The organism is Bacillus sp. FDAARGOS_527, from assembly GCF_003812125.1.
GTDB lineage: Bacteria > Bacillota > Bacilli > Bacillales > Bacillaceae_G > Bacillus_A > Bacillus_A paranthracis.
Genome location: NZ_CP033795.1, coordinates 1966165 through 1982984 on the forward strand (window position 1 = coordinate 1966165; position 16820 = coordinate 1982984).

General features: G+C 37.4%; 24 protein-coding genes. 2 read left to right on the plus strand and 22 right to left on the minus strand.

Annotated elements, in window-relative coordinates:
* Nucleotides 1–34 precede the first annotated feature (34 nt).
* The 20 genes from EGX95_RS12615 to EGX95_RS12710 all read right to left on the minus strand — a co-directional run bounded on the left by EGX95_RS12615 (nucleotide 35) and on the right by EGX95_RS12710 (nucleotide 14290).
* Nucleotides 35–289 carry a hypothetical protein gene (locus tag EGX95_RS12615; RefSeq protein ID WP_123805549.1) on the minus strand — a complete coding sequence of 85 codons (255 nt, stop codon included), beginning with the start codon at nucleotides 287–289 and terminating at the stop codon, nucleotides 35–37.
* 89 nt (nucleotides 290–378) lie between these two features.
* Entirely contained in the window at nucleotides 379–756 is a 378-nt protein-coding gene (locus tag EGX95_RS12620; protein ID WP_000818633.1) for a tail assembly chaperone, read from the minus strand.
* Between the two features lie 60 nt (nucleotides 757–816).
* The gene (locus EGX95_RS12625; protein ID WP_000024403.1) at nucleotides 817–1314 is read right to left on the minus strand and encodes a phage major tail protein, TP901-1 family; all 498 of its coding nucleotides are present in this window, start codon (nucleotides 1312–1314) and stop codon (nucleotides 817–819) included.
* A gap of 14 nt (nucleotides 1315–1328) precedes the next feature.
* The gene (locus tag EGX95_RS12630) at nucleotides 1329–1736 is read right to left on the minus strand and encodes a hypothetical protein (protein ID WP_000930919.1); all 408 of its coding nucleotides are present in this window, start codon (nucleotides 1734–1736) and stop codon (nucleotides 1329–1331) included.
* A 2-nt stretch (nucleotides 1737–1738) separates the two neighbouring features.
* On the minus strand, nucleotides 1739–2098 hold the full coding sequence (locus tag EGX95_RS12635) for a hypothetical protein (RefSeq protein ID WP_123805551.1): 360 nt from the start codon (nucleotides 2096–2098) through the stop codon (nucleotides 1739–1741).
* On the minus strand, nucleotides 2098–2472 hold the full coding sequence (locus EGX95_RS12640) for a hypothetical protein (protein ID WP_074544257.1): 375 nt from the start codon (nucleotides 2470–2472) through the stop codon (nucleotides 2098–2100). The genes EGX95_RS12635 and EGX95_RS12640 overlap by 1 nt, the downstream gene beginning before the upstream one ends.
* A 3-nt stretch (nucleotides 2473–2475) precedes the next feature.
* Entirely contained in the window at nucleotides 2476–3282 is an 807-nt protein-coding gene (locus EGX95_RS12645; protein WP_123805553.1) for a hypothetical protein, read from the minus strand.
* Between the two features lie 4 nt (nucleotides 3283–3286).
* A complete protein-coding gene (locus EGX95_RS12650; protein ID WP_123805555.1) occupies nucleotides 3287–3628 on the minus strand; it encodes a hypothetical protein in 342 nt (113 codons plus the stop codon).
* Between the two features lie 29 nt (nucleotides 3629–3657).
* Nucleotides 3658–3882, minus strand: coding sequence for a head fiber protein (locus EGX95_RS12655; RefSeq protein ID WP_123805557.1), 225 nt, complete (start codon nucleotides 3880–3882; stop codon nucleotides 3658–3660).
* A 49-nt stretch (nucleotides 3883–3931) separates the two neighbouring features.
* Nucleotides 3932–5056, minus strand: a complete 1125-nt coding sequence (locus EGX95_RS12660) for an SU10 major capsid protein (protein ID WP_123805559.1) — start codon at nucleotides 5054–5056, stop codon at nucleotides 3932–3934.
* Nucleotides 5057–5117: 61 nt separating this feature from the next.
* Nucleotides 5118–5885 carry a phage scaffolding protein gene (locus EGX95_RS12665; protein WP_226812337.1) on the minus strand — a complete coding sequence of 256 codons (768 nt, stop codon included), beginning with the start codon at nucleotides 5883–5885 and terminating at the stop codon, nucleotides 5118–5120.
* A gap of 73 nt (nucleotides 5886–5958) precedes the next feature.
* The gene (locus EGX95_RS12670) at nucleotides 5959–7476 is read right to left on the minus strand and encodes a phage portal protein (protein WP_123805563.1); all 1518 of its coding nucleotides are present in this window, start codon (nucleotides 7474–7476) and stop codon (nucleotides 5959–5961) included.
* Nucleotides 7477–7492: 16 nt separating this feature from the next.
* Complete coding sequence (terL, locus tag EGX95_RS12675) at nucleotides 7493–9208, minus strand: phage terminase large subunit (RefSeq protein WP_123805565.1); 1716 nt, start codon at nucleotides 9206–9208, stop codon at nucleotides 7493–7495.
* A 16-nt stretch (nucleotides 9209–9224) separates the two neighbouring features.
* Nucleotides 9225–9653, minus strand: coding sequence for a phBC6A51 family helix-turn-helix protein (locus EGX95_RS12680; RefSeq protein WP_001086031.1), 429 nt, complete (start codon nucleotides 9651–9653; stop codon nucleotides 9225–9227).
* Between the two features lie 140 nt (nucleotides 9654–9793).
* Nucleotides 9794–10282 (minus strand): hypothetical protein, encoded by a 489-nt coding sequence (locus EGX95_RS12685; protein WP_123805567.1) that lies wholly within the window; start codon nucleotides 10280–10282, stop codon nucleotides 9794–9796.
* Nucleotides 10283–10405: 123 nt separating this feature from the next.
* Entirely contained in the window at nucleotides 10406–10966 is a 561-nt protein-coding gene (locus EGX95_RS12690; RefSeq protein ID WP_123805570.1) for a recombinase family protein, read from the minus strand.
* Nucleotides 10967–11365: 399 nt separating this feature from the next.
* Entirely contained in the window at nucleotides 11366–11755 is a 390-nt protein-coding gene (locus EGX95_RS12695) for a hypothetical protein (RefSeq protein WP_042512746.1), read from the minus strand.
* 281 nt (nucleotides 11756–12036) lie between these two features.
* Complete coding sequence (locus EGX95_RS12700; protein WP_123805572.1) at nucleotides 12037–12519, minus strand: hypothetical protein; 483 nt, start codon at nucleotides 12517–12519, stop codon at nucleotides 12037–12039.
* A 245-nt stretch (nucleotides 12520–12764) separates the two neighbouring features.
* Nucleotides 12765–13961: a hypothetical protein gene (locus EGX95_RS12705; RefSeq protein WP_142995889.1), complete on the minus strand. Its 1197-nt coding sequence runs from the start codon at nucleotides 13959–13961 to the stop codon at nucleotides 12765–12767.
* Nucleotides 13962–14065: 104 nt separating this feature from the next.
* Nucleotides 14066–14290 carry a hypothetical protein gene (locus tag EGX95_RS12710; protein WP_123805576.1) on the minus strand — a complete coding sequence of 75 codons (225 nt, stop codon included), beginning with the start codon at nucleotides 14288–14290 and terminating at the stop codon, nucleotides 14066–14068.
* Nucleotides 14291–14870: 580 nt separating this feature from the next.
* Between EGX95_RS12710 and EGX95_RS12715 the strand changes: the two genes are divergently transcribed.
* Nucleotides 14871–15569: a protein kinase family protein gene (locus tag EGX95_RS12715; RefSeq protein ID WP_123805578.1), complete on the plus strand. Its 699-nt coding sequence runs from the start codon at nucleotides 14871–14873 to the stop codon at nucleotides 15567–15569.
* Between the two features lie 133 nt (nucleotides 15570–15702).
* A complete protein-coding gene (locus EGX95_RS12720) occupies nucleotides 15703–16416 on the plus strand; it encodes an Ntn hydrolase family protein (protein WP_123805580.1) in 714 nt (237 codons plus the stop codon).
* A gap of 12 nt (nucleotides 16417–16428) precedes the next feature.
* Here EGX95_RS12720 and EGX95_RS12725 read toward each other — a convergent pair whose 3' ends face one another.
* The gene (locus tag EGX95_RS12725) at nucleotides 16429–16596 is read right to left on the minus strand and encodes a hypothetical protein (RefSeq protein ID WP_072192613.1); all 168 of its coding nucleotides are present in this window, start codon (nucleotides 16594–16596) and stop codon (nucleotides 16429–16431) included.
* A 26-nt stretch (nucleotides 16597–16622) separates the two neighbouring features.
* Nucleotides 16623–16820: a hypothetical protein gene (locus EGX95_RS12730; RefSeq protein ID WP_123805582.1), complete on the minus strand. Its 198-nt coding sequence runs from the start codon at nucleotides 16818–16820 to the stop codon at nucleotides 16623–16625.

Genomic DNA, 16820 nt, shown 5'->3' on the forward strand with positions numbered 1-16820 from the left:
GAGTTTCTACCTTGTTCTGGCTCATTCACCTCACCTACCCTTCCTCTTCTTTTATTTGACTTTTAATCATCGATTCTATTTGATCAAAGAACGATTCGTTTCTTTGAATCTTTTCAACCACTTCTTGTCGCTCTTGTGCTTGTTTTTCAATATCACGAACACTTTCTGGACGTGTATATATATCTGCTAATGATTTGATTTTGTCGCTTTGTGCATTTCGATTAAATAAAGCTTGTACACTTGCAAACTCGTACTTATCCAGTAATTGTTCTTTATATCCATTGAGCATAATGTGGTATTCTTTGAGGCTAATACGCCAAGATTGCAAGGTGGTCATATTAAAAAAACGAAAACACTCACCTTGCAATTCATCTATATTTATGCGTACAGGTTCTCGAACGACTTCTGCTGTTCCGCTGTCATCGTCGCTAGAAGTTTCTTCACTGTCTTCTGGAAGAAAAAACTATTTAGCACAACCGCTTTGTTATACTTTAGAATTTCATCAAGATCTAGCTTTTGATCATTAAATAATTTTTCTACCTCTTTTTGTACCGCATCATATGTAATACCTTTCGCGGTATGAATTAACGCATAATAGATCACATCAATGAAGTTTGTAATTCCTCCTTGCATCGTTTGAGAAACAAATTGCATCGGTCCGCCATTTTCATCTAGCAATCTAATCGCTTCTAGACAAAATTTCAGTTCAAATTCTTCTCCATTGACTACAAAACGTGTATATGATTTTTCGGCCATTATTAAATCCCTCCAGGTTTTTATTCAAAATAAAAAAGCGAGCTAATTCGCTCACTTTACTTATGGTGTAGCTACATCACCAGTTGGCGCACCATTAGGTACTGTACTAATTGTGCCTTTAGAAATTTTTCCATTTAATTTTAAACCGATAGAATACTTTGAGTACTCCTCATTTTCATGAGACAGCTCTAAGCTATTCAACATGTATGTTCCTGATTTGACCTTAAATGCGGAAGCCGTTGCACTACGTAGGTTCACCTCATGAATCCTTACTAAAATTTTATTAATAATGGCCTCTTCTACATAATCAAGACCCTCGTCACCTTCTGTACAAATACCTTCAATACTTGCAGATTGTGTTACATCACCGTAATCAGATCCGCTTTTATCCTTTGTTTTCAACTCAATTTCTCCCGCTTCAATTGATCGGGAACCCGATGTTTGGTTATAAAATCGAACCGTTTTTGTAGTTTTCCCATCAGCTTGCGGGATATCAATCAAATAGAGTGTTTCCGCACCTTTAAACTCTGGTGCATTACTTTTCCCTACATTTGCCATTTTCATTCCCCCTCTTAGTTTCTGATCGTTATGGTTATAAAACTTAAATGTTTCGCTGTTAAATTCTCAACACCAGCTTGAGATAGTGGAGCAAAGCTTTTTACCTCCACATTAAAAAAACCGATTCGATTTGGATTCTTTTTGCCTGTATCATACAAGTCAATTGAATCTTCTTCGAATCGGTTAATTAATTTATCTTGCAAATCATTCCTGTCAAAAACTTTATCCGCATACACACCTACTTGGATAAGATGATCTCGCGAGAAATTATCTTTTGAAAACCTATCAATTTTACCTGACAAATCCTCAATAGTAATAAAAGGCTTGTCTTTTCCTGACACAGAAACACCATCGTAAACCCACGTAGTTGGAGCGAAGACATCCAAAGCTTTTTTGAGTGAATACATTACATCATTTAACATAACTAATGCCCCTTCGCTACACGTTGAACAGTTTTGTTTATATCTTCAACAAACGGTTTCTCACCTTCAAAAGCTGTCTTACGCATAAAACCTTTTTTAGTTTTGTGCGTAAATTCTTGTACTGCCGCGTAAATAAGTGGGGATCCATATGTTCCGATAATCTTTGCTCCTACTACCATCTTCACACTTGCAGGGATACTTTGCGATAAAGGACCAAATAATATCGGAGCACGATTAGATGCTTGATTAGCTTGTAGACGTGTATGTTTTTCCACTGTTTGTTCAATTGGCTTTTTGTACCTATTTGGATTATGTGCTTTTAATACAGCCGCTTGCCCCTTAACAACAACTCTAATCTTCATCAAATCACCCTCTTTACAATTACCTCTCTACGATTTACACCACCTAGCCCTCTTTCATCGATGAGTTTGATAACGTAAAAAACACCGCGTCTTTCAATTTTTTCTATGTTCTCCAGGTCTGTACTTAAATGAAACGTAACAAGTGCTTCTCCGTTAGTAACATCAAGAGTATCAAACTTTGTTTTTTCGACTAACGTGATTTTCTTCCATACTACTTGAACGGTTTCTTTTCGAGGTAAACCTTGTATTTCTTCTCCTGTAATCGGATCCTTTTCCAAAAAACCTTTATAGTATAAAATCACCGGTTCCTTACGTCCTTGCTCAATCATTTCACGATTTTCGCGAATCTCTTTAATATCATCTTCGGTAAGCAAATGCTACACCTCCTCGCTTATTAAATAAGTCAGTCGAGAAGAACATTGTGGATGTGGGCTTACTAATTGATTCATAAGGGTTTCTGGAATGTTTTTCGGGTACTTTCCAGCGCCTAAACCATACGCATCGCGTCTTGCCAGCTTGTAACACATGTGCTTTGAATGGTATCGGTGCCGGTGGCCATTATCTATAATTTGATAACCTGCCACAATTTCACTTTCTAATCCATTCTGTATAGTAGCTGCTCGGTACGTATTAGTACTTTCGGAAATAGCCACACGCTCAATTTTCCATTTCTCATTATCATGTACTTCTTTAATCTTTTGAGAAATCATATTGATACTTTCGCCTTTTAATACTGCTGGACGAATTACGCTACTCAACCGATCCCTCATATCTCCAGATAAATTCCATACACGATCCGAAAGAATTAAACCGTCTTCTCCAGGTCTTTTTAAAACCTCTTGAATAATTTTCTTATTTACTGCGGTTATAGATTTCACGTCTAAACCTGCTTCTGATAATTTTGATGTGGTCCATTTCGACGTGTTTTCAATTAATCTACGGAATGACTGCTCCGCTTGTTTACGAAATTCATTTTCGTATAAAGTCAGGTCCCGTAATAACGCGTTTAACCTACCACGCTTCACAATTCCATCCTTTTGATAATCATTCAGCAAGTCAACCAAAAACAAGCGTATTAAGATAATGGCCTTAACAGTATCAGAAACTTGTTTTTCGTGCTCTTCCTTAAATTCTTCAGAAATGTCATCAAGTGCGGCATCCATTTCTTGTTGAGAATCGCTCATGTAATCATCTCCCGTCTGCTCGCTTAGCAAATGTTTGATGAGTACCTTTGCCCCGTCTATATTTCCTGTACTTTTTAAGTGCATCTGCTGATAATTTCTTATAGTTTGCAAAGACCATCGATTTATCAACCGACTCCTCGCCATCTGTATAAGAAAAATAACGTGCTGCGTCTGCTGCGATCGATTCATAAGCAAATGATAGTGCAAGATAAAAGACAGCATTTGCATTTACTTCTTCAGTTAACTCTGACTCCATTTCGGCTTCAGCTAGCCAATTTCCGATGTCTTCCGGAGTTACTTTTGGAACTCTTGCTAACCGAATCTCCAGCCTTTCCGACACCTTCATTTGGCGTCACCTCCGTCACTGTAAATTTATTAAGAGCTCATGATTCCTGCAGCTTTTAACTTCGCAATCAGTGCATTTAGGTCTTTTACAACACCCGCCACATCGCTTGCAGTACTGTCCGCCTGTTTGTCAGCCTTTTTAGGTAGTTGAGCTGTTTTTTCTTGTAGTTCTTTAATAGCTGTACCTAATTTAACCTCATTCGCAATTGGCATTGATTTGTTTAACCGTTGCGCCTGATTTTCAGAAATAGGCATATTTAAAACTCCTTTCAAAATGAAAAAAAGGTAGCTGAAATGCTACCTTTTAAGCCATTGTTTTAGAAATATTTTCAAGAACAGCGATAGATTCTTTCGCGTTTTTAATTTCATAACCAAATTCCCCACGAATGACACGGGAGAAGTAGTCCCCGCCTGGTTGTGTAGCATCTTGATCATAAATCGGAGTTAAGTAACGAGCCTTAACTTTTTCTGTATCAAGAAGTAATGCACGATCTTTAGGCATATTTAAATCCACTACCACATTAGAAATCGCCCCACCTGGTAAATCAGATACAAACGATAAGATTTGGTAACCTGCCGTAGTGTCTTGGCGTGTAGTACGAATTGTATCGCCACCAAGCTTTGTAATTTGTCGTGCGATATTTGGTCCACATAAGATTGTATTTGCTGAACCGCCTCGCGTAAATACTTGTTCTACAGCATCGTTTAAAGGTTTTGCAGCAATTTCGTTCCCTTTAAAGTCTTGCTTATGAGAACCTTCAGAACCCGCAAATGCGAATAAACCACCTGTAGTACGTGGTTGTGCTGGAGTGCCTGCATATCTACGGCCATAGATTAGAGAAGTGTTAGCTTCACGAATCATCTCTTGTAAACGCAAGTTTACTTGATAATCTAATTCGTTTGTTACGCCGTATGTGTTCACTTGTTGTTGTGTACGTGAAACAGATGCGTATCTTGAAAAGATTTGCGAGAAGTTATGTGACACCAGACGGTCGTTAATTTCATTCTTACGGAAAGCATCCTCACCCTCTGGTCGCGGTCTTGCAATAACTTTCAATTCTCCGCCAGCTGTAATTGCTTCAGCTGTTGTACCGTCATAACCACGTTGAACCGTAATTTTATCCGCGTTTTCGTCAACACTTACTACACGTAGCACTTCCAAACCGTTTTGTACAAGTGCATTTTCAGTGAATTTACGAGCTTCACCTTTTTCTAAAACCAGGTCTGTAGCACCAACAGCTGCTGCAGTTTTCACAATACCCGTATCTGAGTTTAAGTAATCATTTTGCCATTCAAATTTCGTTTGTGTTAACCTGTCTCCTACTCCAATTAATCCGAAAAGAACAGGTGCTTTCGTTAAAATTAAATCTACATTCGCTTGCATTTGTCTTACTTGTTGTTGAAATTCGTACGTAGTTGGTACTGGCATATTTGTAGCCCCCTCAAATTTTTCAAATTAAAAAAACCGCTGACTTTTTGCCAACGACTGATTATTTCTTTGCTTTTGCTTCTAGTAACTTGTTATAAATACGTGTTACTTCTCCCGCAAACTTTGAGTCTTTTAATGCTTTTGTTTTTGCTTCTTCCAGCTCTTTTTCTAAAGCAAGAATTTCATTCACTCTCGGATTTGTTCCTGGATTCGCGCCACCAGCTGCATCTGCCCCCACAACTTTCTTAAACATCCAAGGTTTACTTTCTTTTAGCGCATTTACAGCCTCTTCAACTCCCTGATAATTCCCGTCCTCGTCGAGCGTAATGGACGACTTATCTAATAGAGCCAATACATCCCCTGGATCATTCGCATCTAGAGCACGTGCAATACTCTTGATTTCTGTATTTAGAATACGAGTATTTGCTTTTTCTTGTGCCTTTTGTGCTGCTTCGGAAGCTTCCTGTGCTTTTTTATCTGCTTCTTCTTTCTCAGCTTGTAAACGCTCAATCTCCGTCATTTCTTGCTTTTTACGCTCTTCTTCAGCTTTTTCGAATGCTGCTAATTTCGCTTTTACATCGTCGTAGTCACCGTATTGCTCTGCTGACTTGTTACGCTCACGTTCTAAGCGTTTCTTAACGATTTCATCTAGCTCCTCTTGCGTAAAAGTTTTTGGTGGGTCATCTGTACCTCCAGGTTTTTGGTTTGGATCATCGCCAGAACCACCATCTGAGAAAAATTGAAGGTCCAATCGAAGTGGGAACTTAGGTGTCTTTTGCACTATTTCTACAAAGTACCTTAATGCTGTAGCTTGTTTTGCGTATTCCATTTGCAAATCCTCCATTTTCAGCCTGTCGGCTATAATTTCCGAAAGTTTATAGCGCCATTTCGTAAGGCAAGTGTTACTTTTCGTTATACGGATCCTGAGACTGTCGTTTCAACATCCGTTCTTGCATAATCTCCATGAATTTCTGCTCCGCATTTTCTTTACCACTTCTTGTGATTGCACCTTTAATTGATTCGATTTCATTAGAAATTTCATCACCAAGCTGTTCAATAAGTGCTTTTTGATCTTGAGGTAAAGGTAAACCGAAAATAATCTTGCTAGCATAATAGTTATCTACCTTAGCTAACATTTCTTTATCGTATTTGAATTTTGGGTCATCCTGCCTTGCTTTCATATAACGCAAAATATATTCATTTAAGGTTTGTAGGCGTGACTGCCATATTACCCATGAGCGTTGCGTTTTCGAAATAATGTTACTGAATAAAAGCTGTACGGCCATGTCATTTATACCGCCTGTATTCATATCAGCGGTATTCACCATTGGCACTTCTGCTTTTTCATGTAGGCGTTTTTGTAATCGATCCAGATACGCTTCAATCGTTTCTTTAAATCGGAATCCACTTTCCAACTTTTTAGCGCTAGGCTCACCCGCATCTTCAGCGCCGTCACCTAAATCCCATTTCGCACCTGGTGCAACTTGTAGTGGATTCTTCGGATCCTCATCTACGTTCGTTAGCAAGGTAATAGCAAACATTTCAAAACGTAATGCATCCGAGTAATCTGACATTTTTTTATCAATTTCCTCAGACAACTTTATTGTTTTTTCAAGTTCACTATAACCCGTAGTACGTTTACTTAGTTTTTCAGTCGGTACTGGTACAACGGGAATAAAATCAATTCCCATAGATGAACGTTTAACCCGTTCTTCTTGTTGTTCTAAATCACCGTTGTATACAGCCTCTTCGATTTCGCAGTCGTACTCACCAGTCTCTTCATGCCAAACTAAGTAATACGATAACTTCCACATTTTCGTTTGCTCTTCGTCGAGCCACGCGATAAAATGAACCTCTTCCAACTGATCTATATCCCATTCGCTATACTTCGCAATAACTTCCGTCGATGGATGCCAAATAACCTTAAATTCACCACGCCGTTTATCATAGTGAAGACGGGCATACACACCAGTTTTGGAAATAGCACGATCTTTTGCCGCTGCAAGTAACTTCTCATGCATTCGGTTGTCGTCCCAAACCCATGTCAATAACCGCTCTTTTGCTTTTGCTCTACTATTTTCGGCTTGCTGTTCTTCACTAGGTTCATAACCTGATTGAATCATAAGTGCCGGGTCATCTATTACATCAGGAGGAACTGTTACTTTCGGTTCTTTTTCAAATTGCCATGCCGCAATCATGTTTACAATTTTTTGCGGATAATCAAGTTGTATTTTCGTAGGCTCATAATCTAGATTGTCAGGCTTTTTGTAATCAGACCAAACATTTAAATCACCGTCATATCGCTCATACAAACGTACCTCGGCCATCATTCTTGTCCACTCAGAATCACCAAGCGCGGTACGAACTGGCATTATTATTTCTACTGGATTCATAAAATTACGATCACCTTGTACTCTCATTCAAGCCCCTCCCTTCTTAATATCTTGAATTCCCTGTAGTTCCCGCTTTACGTCTTGCACGTTTATAGGCAATAGAAAAAGCCATTTGAACCGCATCCGGACCATCATCGTGTGGATGCATCGGATACATTTCAAATTGCTCCAATAAAGCACGTAAATGTTTCATAAAACGTAATTTCCCGCTTTGTATATCAGGTAATAACGACTCAATACGTAGTGCTTTTCGTGTACGTTGCTTAATTTGTTTTAAGCGAGTCGATGATGGATATCCTTTTTTCTGCAATGCCTCTCCAACCTTCTCCGCAAACCATTCCTGAGCTTGTTGCGCCTCTACCGCAAGTGCTTCGTATTGATATTCCAGCGTGTATTCCACAGCCTTTTCTAGTAACGTATTCGGATGAACACGCTCCATAAAAATATCAATAACGTAACAAGTACCTGTTTCCACGTTTTTTGCAAGTGTAACTACTACGCTATAGTCACCTTTTTCTTTTCCCATTGCAAAATCGACTGCACCGTAATACAAAAGTTGTTTATCTTTTAGATCACTTTCAGTACAGTACGTAAAATATTTAGGTTTAAATATCTGTCTTTCCTCATCAGTCGGGTTGCATAAGTACTCCTGATTAAACGCTTTTGTTCCGTCATCTTCCCTAATTTCCATCAAATCGATGTAAGGGAAATGTGACGGCCATAATGTTTTTGTACCCCGGAGCATTTCTTCTTTGTTCTGCTCATAAAATTCACGAGCACGATCTGCCGAGTCTGAATCATCAATCTGACGAATCTCACGCCATTCTTGCCATAAGTCTTCACGCTCTGACCAATTTAGAATTGCTGGGAACGATCTTGATACGAAATCACGCCGGTTTTTAATCACGTGATGCAATAAACTGTCATAACAAACGATGGTACCCATGTAAATACAAGCACCTTCTTGACGACTCAAACCTGGTAGCAACTCTTCCTTGAACCAGCGTTTGTTTTTTGCAATCAAATCAACCGTCGCGGTATTTTCTTTACTCTCCAAATCATCCAGAATATAAAGCTGAACCCTTTTTGAACCGTGACGTAATCCACGTACCTGAGTCCCAATACCTTTTGCTTCGACTTTCGTGTTCGTTAAAGTCACGAATTCTTTATCGTTATCTACTTCATTTCGGCTCTTTTGTTCATGAAGCAAAATGCCGAAGTCTTCACGTAATTTCTCGTTGTACTTTAACTGATCACGCGCCCATGATATAAAGTCACCAGCTACATCGGATGTCTCAGAAATCAAAACAATGTACTGCTTTAATCGATACACGACTTGATGACACAAATAACCATTACTCAGATAAGCTGTTTTCGCGTGGCCACGTCCTACACTCCAGGCTACTTTTTTCTTTTTCTCCCTACCTGTTGTGATGTCATCTAATAGCCCACATAACGTTTGGTGAAATTCTGCAGCGTCATCCATCGTTACTCCAGCTGGAATTAAGTTATCCGGATTACCGGGATTCCCTTCTTCAGAGAAATACTCATACATGAAATACAGCATGTCATGTTCCCCGCGGTGCACCCTTTTTAACTTTTCTAGCTCATCGATGTCAGCAAGTAGTGTATCCATGTAATATTCTGTAGCCTCGCCAGTTTCGTACAACTCCTGTAATTTCTTTGCCCTTTCTGCTACAAGATTGATACGCTCCTGACGTTCTTGACGGGCTAACCATTTACCGTCTATATATGCCATGTAGCCCGTCCTCCTTTTATTCGCCTGTTAATTTTTTTAATTTCTCAAGCTGTTCTTCGATTTCGGCATTAGTACGAGTCGCATTTCCTAGATCACCCTCGATTACTTTCTTGTCAGTCAGTAAACCGAAACGCTGCATGTACAATTGCATCGCTTTTACACTCGGTTGCGGTCCCAAAATTAATTGCATTAGCTTGCTGTACACTTGCTCGCGCTTCTCTGCAAGGAAACTGTCAGCCACTTCGCTCTTGAATGCAATAAAGTCTTGATTCTTAGTTCGCCACTCCCAAAGCGTCGTACGGTTTATGCCTAGCTCGTTAGCCATTTCATCTTGCGTCCTTTTTTCTTCGTTATTCGATTCCATCAACTCGTTTTCCACAAGTAAATACGCTGCTTGAATTTGTTTAGCCGTGAGTTTCTGCTTTAATTCGTCTAACTTAGCCATTGATTCGCTGCTCCCCTTTCTTCGTGAAATAGAAAAAGGCAACCGATTTAGTATCGATTGCCTTGAAATTTAAACTTAACTCCTATATTCCATTGTTACTTACTATACACAAATTGTATTTTGGTAAAATACTTAATTTATTAGCTTTTAGTAATCACAAAGTGATCTGGATCCGGTGCGTCAAAAACAGTAATATCTACAACAATATCTATAGGTTGGGATGATTCTATTTCTAACCAAAAGTTAACTCCACCGCCAGCATCAGAATGAGGACAAACATTCTTTACATAAACTTTCGCAAACGGAGGATTATTTCCTTTGTAATGATGTATCGCATATAAATCGTTTCCTGGATTTGTACCATGAAGATCATTAACCAGACGCGCTTCTCCAGCAGAAATATGAACTACTGAATAGTCATTTATCACACCTGACCACCCCATATTATACCATCCTGAATTTTGTGAAGATCGTTGTGCAATAAACCATCGCATTGACCTAGCTGTACTTCCCAAAATAATCACCCTTTTTGAAGTTTTATAGAAGAAATGTATTCTCATTTGTAGGTAATTATACACCCGGTTTTCCATATCAAGTAAATAAGATTTTAGAAAGAATACGTATACCATTCATATTTTACCCCCCGAGTTTAAAAATTCTGCCGGAACGTTACGATCGCCTGCCAGCCCTTAATCAAAATTGTCCTCCCCCGGGGGATTGAATTTTCTGTGACCAAAAAGAAAAAGCCGGAATTATTTTTCCGACTCTTTTTTCTTTTTTGCCCGTATTAATGTACTTTTACTAATTCCAGTCATTTCTTCTACTTGCGTATATGAATGCTTATCTAATAAGCCTAATGCATGCTCAATTTGTTTCTTGTTAAACTTCTTCGGTCTACCTTCTCTAAAATCTTCACGCTGCTTAGCAATTGCTTTACCTTCTTGTGTCCGCTCAACAATCATGTCACGTTCAAACTCTGCGAACGCACTCATGACATTGAATACTAAGCGACCTGTCGGCGTATCCTCTATCAGTCCCATGTTCAATACATGTACCTTCACACCTTTTTCAAACAACTCTCTTACTGTCTGTATAGCATCAACTGTCGAACGAGCAAAGCGATCCAGCTTTGTAACTACCAATGTGTCTCCTGACTCTAGTATCGAAAGTAGTTCCTTAAACTTAGGACGATCAGCTTTTGTACCAGTGAACTTCTCTGAATAAATTATACTACAGCTTTCCTTCTCCAGTGTTTGAATCTGTGCCTCTAAGTCCTGGTGAATCGTACTTACCCTTGCATATCCGTACTTCATTCATATCAGCTCCATTTCGGCCTTAACTAATGACACTAAGTTATGACACCATTTGATACCTTGATACTATCACACCTATAACAAAGTGTCAAAACCTTTAAGTTATGAAACCGATATGAATGATTATGACCCCCTGAGTTTCAAAGGCCCTTCTCCCTCAGCGAGCTCGGCTGATAAAAACACCTATCGGTTTCACCTTTTGTGTTGCCGATAGTTAGATAACCACTACAGTAGTCACCTCAGTTTCTACCTACTATATACGCCACAGTCAGTCTAATCCAACGGGCATAGAAAAAGCCAGGATACCTATGACGTGGTTCCTGGCTTTTGACATTATGAATATATGGAGGATATGTACACAGAATACCTATCCTAGCATAAATTGTACCTAGAAAAACCCTACTTTGTCAAGTCCTGTTCAACTTTTTTTATTAGCTGGTTCATGCCAACCATATCTCCATTGATAATCCGATAGAGTGTATCTACAGCTTTATCACAGTACTTATAATATTCATTGGCGTGTATGTTCAGCTTATGCAGTATTCGTTTCCTTGGAATCTTCACCACGTACCGCGCTATAACAATATACCGCATGTTCTTCGGTAATTGTTTAATGGCCTGATCCAGTACAATCTTATTCAATCGTCCATCACTTTTCCCATCCTGTGCATTAGGACCCGTAAAGCTAGGCGGCGCATCAGGGAACCGATCACCTACAGCCAGTGATTCGTAATTCTCCAGCCACAGTCGTATTGTCTTCTTTGAAACATAGCCATCAATTCTGGTCATCTCCGAACCTCCTGACTCAGAAAATCAAACCCCTTAAAACAAAAACCTTAAACCATTAATAGTATTACATACTATATAACTATTAATAAATAATACTATATATATAATATATAATTATTAGTTTTATATTTATATTATATATATATAAGCTATATTTTTTTAAGGGGGGTTCTTTTTTATTTTGTTTTTCTTTTTTAAGTACTGTAGTGTATTAGACCCCCTCCTAAAAACTTTTCTTTTATATATTTTTATTTTCGTGTAAATGCAAAATTAAATAGAATCTAGGCTTTTGCGATCACAAAAAATCTAATTGCCCTTGGTTCTCCTTCAGTCTGCTGATTATGCACTGTAATTACCCATTCATCTGTTTTATTTGGAAAACTTTCTAATGCATACAAGGGGTTAAAGCCTGAAGGAGCCCATCCTCCACTAATAACTTTCATTCCTGGTGTTTTTAAAGAAGCTCTCAGGAATTCATTATTATTAGCGGCTTCCCCACGCCATTCAAAAGACATAAAACCATTTCCAAGATCGTTTCTATAGGCCGAGTTAGAGTATAAATTAATATCCCTAGTGGTAGCTCTATATGGAGGTGCAGATAGTTGTATATCCTGATATTGTTTTTGGTTATAATCCGAGGCAACATCATAATTCCAAGTATGATTTAACGTTTCAACTGGATAGTTTTGATAATTAAAATCCAAACGTGGACTCGCATTCAGATACTTCATGTCTTGATAAGGATTCCAGTAATTAACAAACACAGGTAGTCACTCCCTTAAATTCATTTATAGTGACATGATATTACCCTCTAGTACCCAAGTGCTTAACTTATGCCAAATAAGGCTTGTAAATAGGAATAAGACCTATATATTTTAATTTTCGTGTAAACAGCTGTGAATCTCCGAATCTCGAAACAAGCCATTGTTATTCTGATTCTTCTTAAAATCTAGAGCCTAATAAAACCTCCCTACCACTTTTATTACAACTCTATTTTCAAATGATGAATTCAATCGTTAGGAATCTTTTCTGTCAACCACTTGACTAAAACAGTTCTTGTAATATCTCTGATAAGCCAATCTGATTCATATCTAAATAATCCTTGAGGACCCAAAAATAAATTCCTTTCAAAACCATTTATGTCGCTTTCCCTAAAAACTCCTTGATGAAAATGTGCGGACCGTATGCTGTCGTATAATCTTCCTATTTTAATCTCGTTACCAGGGCAATATTTTTGAACCAATAACATAATTGCATTTTTATTTTTGAAATCCTCTCTTAATGGCTTTGATAATGCATCGAGAGCTGCTATCCTATAAGACGAACTCACTGTTACATTATTTTTCCCTAACGATAAGGCCAACTGATACATCCTTGCTGCATTGATGAAAGCCGTTTTTTCATCATATTCTAAACTTTCATAAGCTCGGAATAACTTTCTTATATTTTGAGGTAGCTTCATTGTACTAAAGCTATAACTTACACTACCATTTTCAGTTGGTTCAACATATGTCCCTAATTTTTTTTTATCTTTCTTAGGCATTTCAGTTGGATATTTCTCCTCCCCTTTGTAGCCTAATAAAAATAAATTTGATTTCCCGTCACTAATTCCCCATCTATATTCAATAGAGTTATTTTTATAAAACCCTCTATCTAGAACCACGGATAAAATTGCCATAATTTCATTGCATCTAATCTCATATTTAGTTAGTGCATGCGTTCTGTTAATACCTTCTATCTTCATATCAAAATACAGCATACTTTCAGCACCCAAATAAGAACATTCAGGTGTGCCAGGGGATATCCTCCAACCATTTATAAAGTAATCACCATCCAACTTTTCACCGATGTAGTAAAATTCATGCCTAAAGAAAAATGTTTCCATCTTTTGTGCAAAAGCCGCTGCGAATGCTTTTGTGATTTTATCATTTATAAATTCTTTCCAATCATCTAATGGCATTTCACTGGATACTTCTATAAAATCAAGAACCCCTTCTTTCCAATAAGAGTTGAAAATTAAGGTTATTATTTTATCATCTTTAATATTCAACTCAATGATGTCTCTACCCATAAACTCACCTTCTAAAGCAAAACTAACCTCCTTGTTCTTAGCTGTATACGATCCACTACTTCTCTTTTCTAACACATTTTCTTCCAAACCTTTAGATAAATAAGTGAGAAAAATACCTTTCTTTTCTTCATCCATGTCTTTAAATACATCTTTTATTTCATAACAATATGACATACTTACACCTCAATAGAATTTTATTAAACAAAAAATACGTATGAATAATATTATATAATTCTAATTTAGAAGTAAGCAATATAATGCATTCTAATCAACGTATTAATATCCTGTAATTTACCAACCGATAAAGCACTTATCGCATAATCCACAACATGGAGACTCCAGGTGAGCTTGCCCGTAACAACTCCTTCTTGTACCGTCACATATCCATCGTAAAACGGAACGTCTACACCATCGATTTGTAAGTTACGGTTTTCTTCAGTCATTTTATACCCGCTTTCTTTCAAAAAATTTTATCTTAATACGTTATGACATTTAATATCTAGCTCGCCAACATCCTATTTTTTTGATATTATAGTAGTTAAAATTAAGAATATAAAAAGGAGTAAACATGGTACCTAATCAAGAAGCACTAACCAACTATTTAAACCGAGAACTTCAAGTAATTCAAACGCGCTTTAGCCATTATGAAATTAATACTTATTATGAACTTTATCAGAATATAGACTTTCCATTACAGCAAATTTTCTCTGCACTCCACTATGAACTTAACCAGATATTCAGCCACTTAAACACTAGAATTCCTCATGGATATTTCAAGGCAGATGACAGTCGATATTTACTTGAACTAATACGCAGAATCAGTAATTATCAAACGAAATTACACAATACAGAATATCAATTTAATTTAGCAACTTATTACAGTCGATTATTTACTGAATGCAAAAAATTCCTGGAAGTTAGAGGTAGCGAGATTCCAGAACTTTTCGATGAAATTGAAATCGAAGAATTCTATCCCATTTTCATATTGGAGTCTACAATTAAAATAGATAGACCAAATTCTATAGACTCTTATAAACTTAAAAAATCGGAAACGGCTCTTACGCTAGTGTCTATAAATACGAAGATCCATATTACAACCGTACTTTTGCCGTTAAGAAAGCATTTGATGATATATCAAAACGTGATTATACGCGCTTTGTTACCGAATTTAATGAAATGAAAAAGTTAAATTCTCCCTTCATACTTGAAGTTTACAGGTTTGATGAAAATCAGCGTCAATACATCATGGAGTATGCCGATGAAACACTTAATGATTTCTTAAAAGACCCTAATAACTCAAGCCTTTCTAGTAAGTTTTATATTATCAAACAGATATTTAAAGCTTTCAAATACATCCATAGTAAAAAGGTTTACCATAGAGATATCAGTACTTCCAACATTCTAATAAAGCACTATGAAGATAGCAAAATGGTTAAGTTATCAGATTTCGGTTTACTTAAACTAGAACAAAGCGAATTTACACAACAAAACACTGAAGTACGAGGTAGTTTAAATGATCCAAACCTACATTCACGTGGTTTTGCTACCTATGGAGTTCGTGATGAAGTGTACGCATTAACACGCTTGTTATACACTATCCTCACTGGTAGAGAAACTACAGGAGCTTATATTAATGATCGTTTCGATGCATTCTATAACAAAGGAACTCACTCAGTTCTGGATGAAAGATTTAATGACGTCGCAGAGATGGAGAGTGCTTTTTTTGCTTGCTTTAACGATTGACCTATTAAATTCAAAAACAACTTGTTGACGCTATCTACACACAATTACAAAGCTCCTCTCCACAGTCATTTTTTCTATTTCTGGTATAATATAGATATAGGCTTATAAATAAAATTTGAATGGAGAGGAACAGATGACTTTAATTGCAGGCATTATATTACCTAACGGAATCCTAATGATGAGTGATACTCGTACACTGGAGAATAAATTTTTCGTCCACAATGAGAATACGCGTAAAATAACTGTTATTACACCTAACGTGCTTTTAGGTTCTTCCGGATTCGAAACTACATATCATACCGCGCAAGTATTACGACAGACTTTATATGACAAAAAACGTTTAACAAATGAAAATGTACGTTTTTGTATTGAAGGCTTATATAAACAAGTTAATAATTACCACCTTGTTGAACGAGATTTTCCAGAACCATTAGGACATATTCTTATCGGGGAGTTTGACCCTGTTAAGAATGAGTATAGTTTACATGTAAATTCAGGTGTAGATCGTGAACTGTTTAGCAGCTATACCGACTATAGAGAAGTTAAAAATATTGAATTAATTGGTGCCAATCCCTTGATTAGAAAAAACGTAAAACAAAAAATCGCAGGAATCCTAGAAGGTATAGCATTAGAAGAATCCAGCGCTCCAAGAAAAATCGCAGAACTTTGCCATAACATCTTCAAGTATGAAGCTGAGACTTATCAAGGAATTAACCAGAGACTTTACTGTATTTACTTAACAACATTGAATGGTAGAACAGTAGCCGATACATTCTTTCGTGATGAATTAGGTAATGAATACAAACTTGATATTAACGATGATAGTAGAGACATCGTATACAAATAACAATTAGTATACTCACTTCACACCCTTCTTCGCTAAAAACTGTCTCGCGTTATCCGTAAGCCGGTAATAATAAACATGCTTATCATCTTTCGTGACCTGCTCCAGTAGTCCTAACTGAGAGAGTTGTCCCAGCCACGTATCAAACTGCGTAGCCGGGATTTCTCCTCCTACCTGGTGCATCGCTCGTAAAATTGCTTCCGAACCTTTCACTCTATACCTCGTGACTTTACGATTTCCAGTGCTTGTTGCTCCGTAAAACCTACTGAAACAAGTGCATCAAAACGCGCTTTAAGTAATTTAGACATCTCACGCTGCATTCGTATTTGCACCGGTAACGCCTTTACGAAGTTATCCAAAATCATTTCCAGTTCGATATTTGTATATTGCTTATTCGGTTCGCTCAT

Coding starts and splice junctions, on each gene's coding strand:
- EGX95_RS12695 (WP_042512746.1), bottom strand. CDS start 11,755: ATGACCAGAATTGATGGCTATGTTTCAAAGAAGACAATACGACTGTGG.
- EGX95_RS12705 (WP_142995889.1), bottom strand. CDS start 13,961: ATGGATGAAGAAAAGAAAGGTATTTTTCTCACTTATTTATCTAAAGGT.
- EGX95_RS12670 (WP_123805563.1), bottom strand. CDS start 7,476: ATGAGAGTACAAGGTGATCGTAATTTTATGAATCCAGTAGAAATAATA.
- EGX95_RS12615 (WP_123805549.1), bottom strand. CDS start 289: ATGCTCAATGGATATAAAGAACAATTACTGGATAAGTACGAGTTTGCA.
- EGX95_RS12690 (WP_123805570.1), bottom strand. CDS start 10,966: ATGAAGTACGGATATGCAAGGGTAAGTACGATTCACCAGGACTTAGAG.
- EGX95_RS12620 (WP_000818633.1), bottom strand. CDS start 756: ATGGCCGAAAAATCATATACACGTTTTGTAGTCAATGGAGAAGAATTT.
- EGX95_RS12650 (WP_123805555.1), bottom strand. CDS start 3,628: ATGAAGGTGTCGGAAAGGCTGGAGATTCGGTTAGCAAGAGTTCCAAAA.
- EGX95_RS12730 (WP_123805582.1), bottom strand. CDS start 16,820: ATGAGCGAACCGAATAAGCAATATACAAATATCGAACTGGAAATGATT.
- EGX95_RS12625 (WP_000024403.1), bottom strand. CDS start 1,314: ATGGCAAATGTAGGGAAAAGTAATGCACCAGAGTTTAAAGGTGCGGAA.
- EGX95_RS12645 (WP_123805553.1), bottom strand. CDS start 3,282: ATGAGCGATTCTCAACAAGAAATGGATGCCGCACTTGATGACATTTCT.
- EGX95_RS12685 (WP_123805567.1), bottom strand. CDS start 10,282: ATGGTATACGTATTCTTTCTAAAATCTTATTTACTTGATATGGAAAAC.
- EGX95_RS12660 (WP_123805559.1), bottom strand. CDS start 5,056: ATGCCAGTACCAACTACGTACGAATTTCAACAACAAGTAAGACAAATG.
- EGX95_RS12725 (WP_072192613.1), bottom strand. CDS start 16,596: ATGCACCAGGTAGGAGGAGAAATCCCGGCTACGCAGTTTGATACGTGG.
- EGX95_RS12680 (WP_001086031.1), bottom strand. CDS start 9,653: ATGGCTAAGTTAGACGAATTAAAGCAGAAACTCACGGCTAAACAAATT.
- EGX95_RS12635 (WP_123805551.1), bottom strand. CDS start 2,098: ATGAAGATTAGAGTTGTTGTTAAGGGGCAAGCGGCTGTATTAAAAGCA.
- EGX95_RS12655 (WP_123805557.1), bottom strand. CDS start 3,882: ATGCCTATTTCTGAAAATCAGGCGCAACGGTTAAACAAATCAATGCCA.
- EGX95_RS12720 (WP_123805580.1), top strand. CDS start 15,703: ATGACTTTAATTGCAGGCATTATATTACCTAACGGAATCCTAATGATG.
- EGX95_RS12630 (WP_000930919.1), bottom strand. CDS start 1,736: ATGTTAAATGATGTAATGTATTCACTCAAAAAAGCTTTGGATGTCTTC.
- terL (WP_123805565.1), bottom strand. CDS start 9,208: ATGGCATATATAGACGGTAAATGGTTAGCCCGTCAAGAACGTCAGGAG.
- EGX95_RS12665 (WP_226812337.1), bottom strand. CDS start 5,885: ATGGAATACGCAAAACAAGCTACAGCATTAAGGTACTTTGTAGAAATA.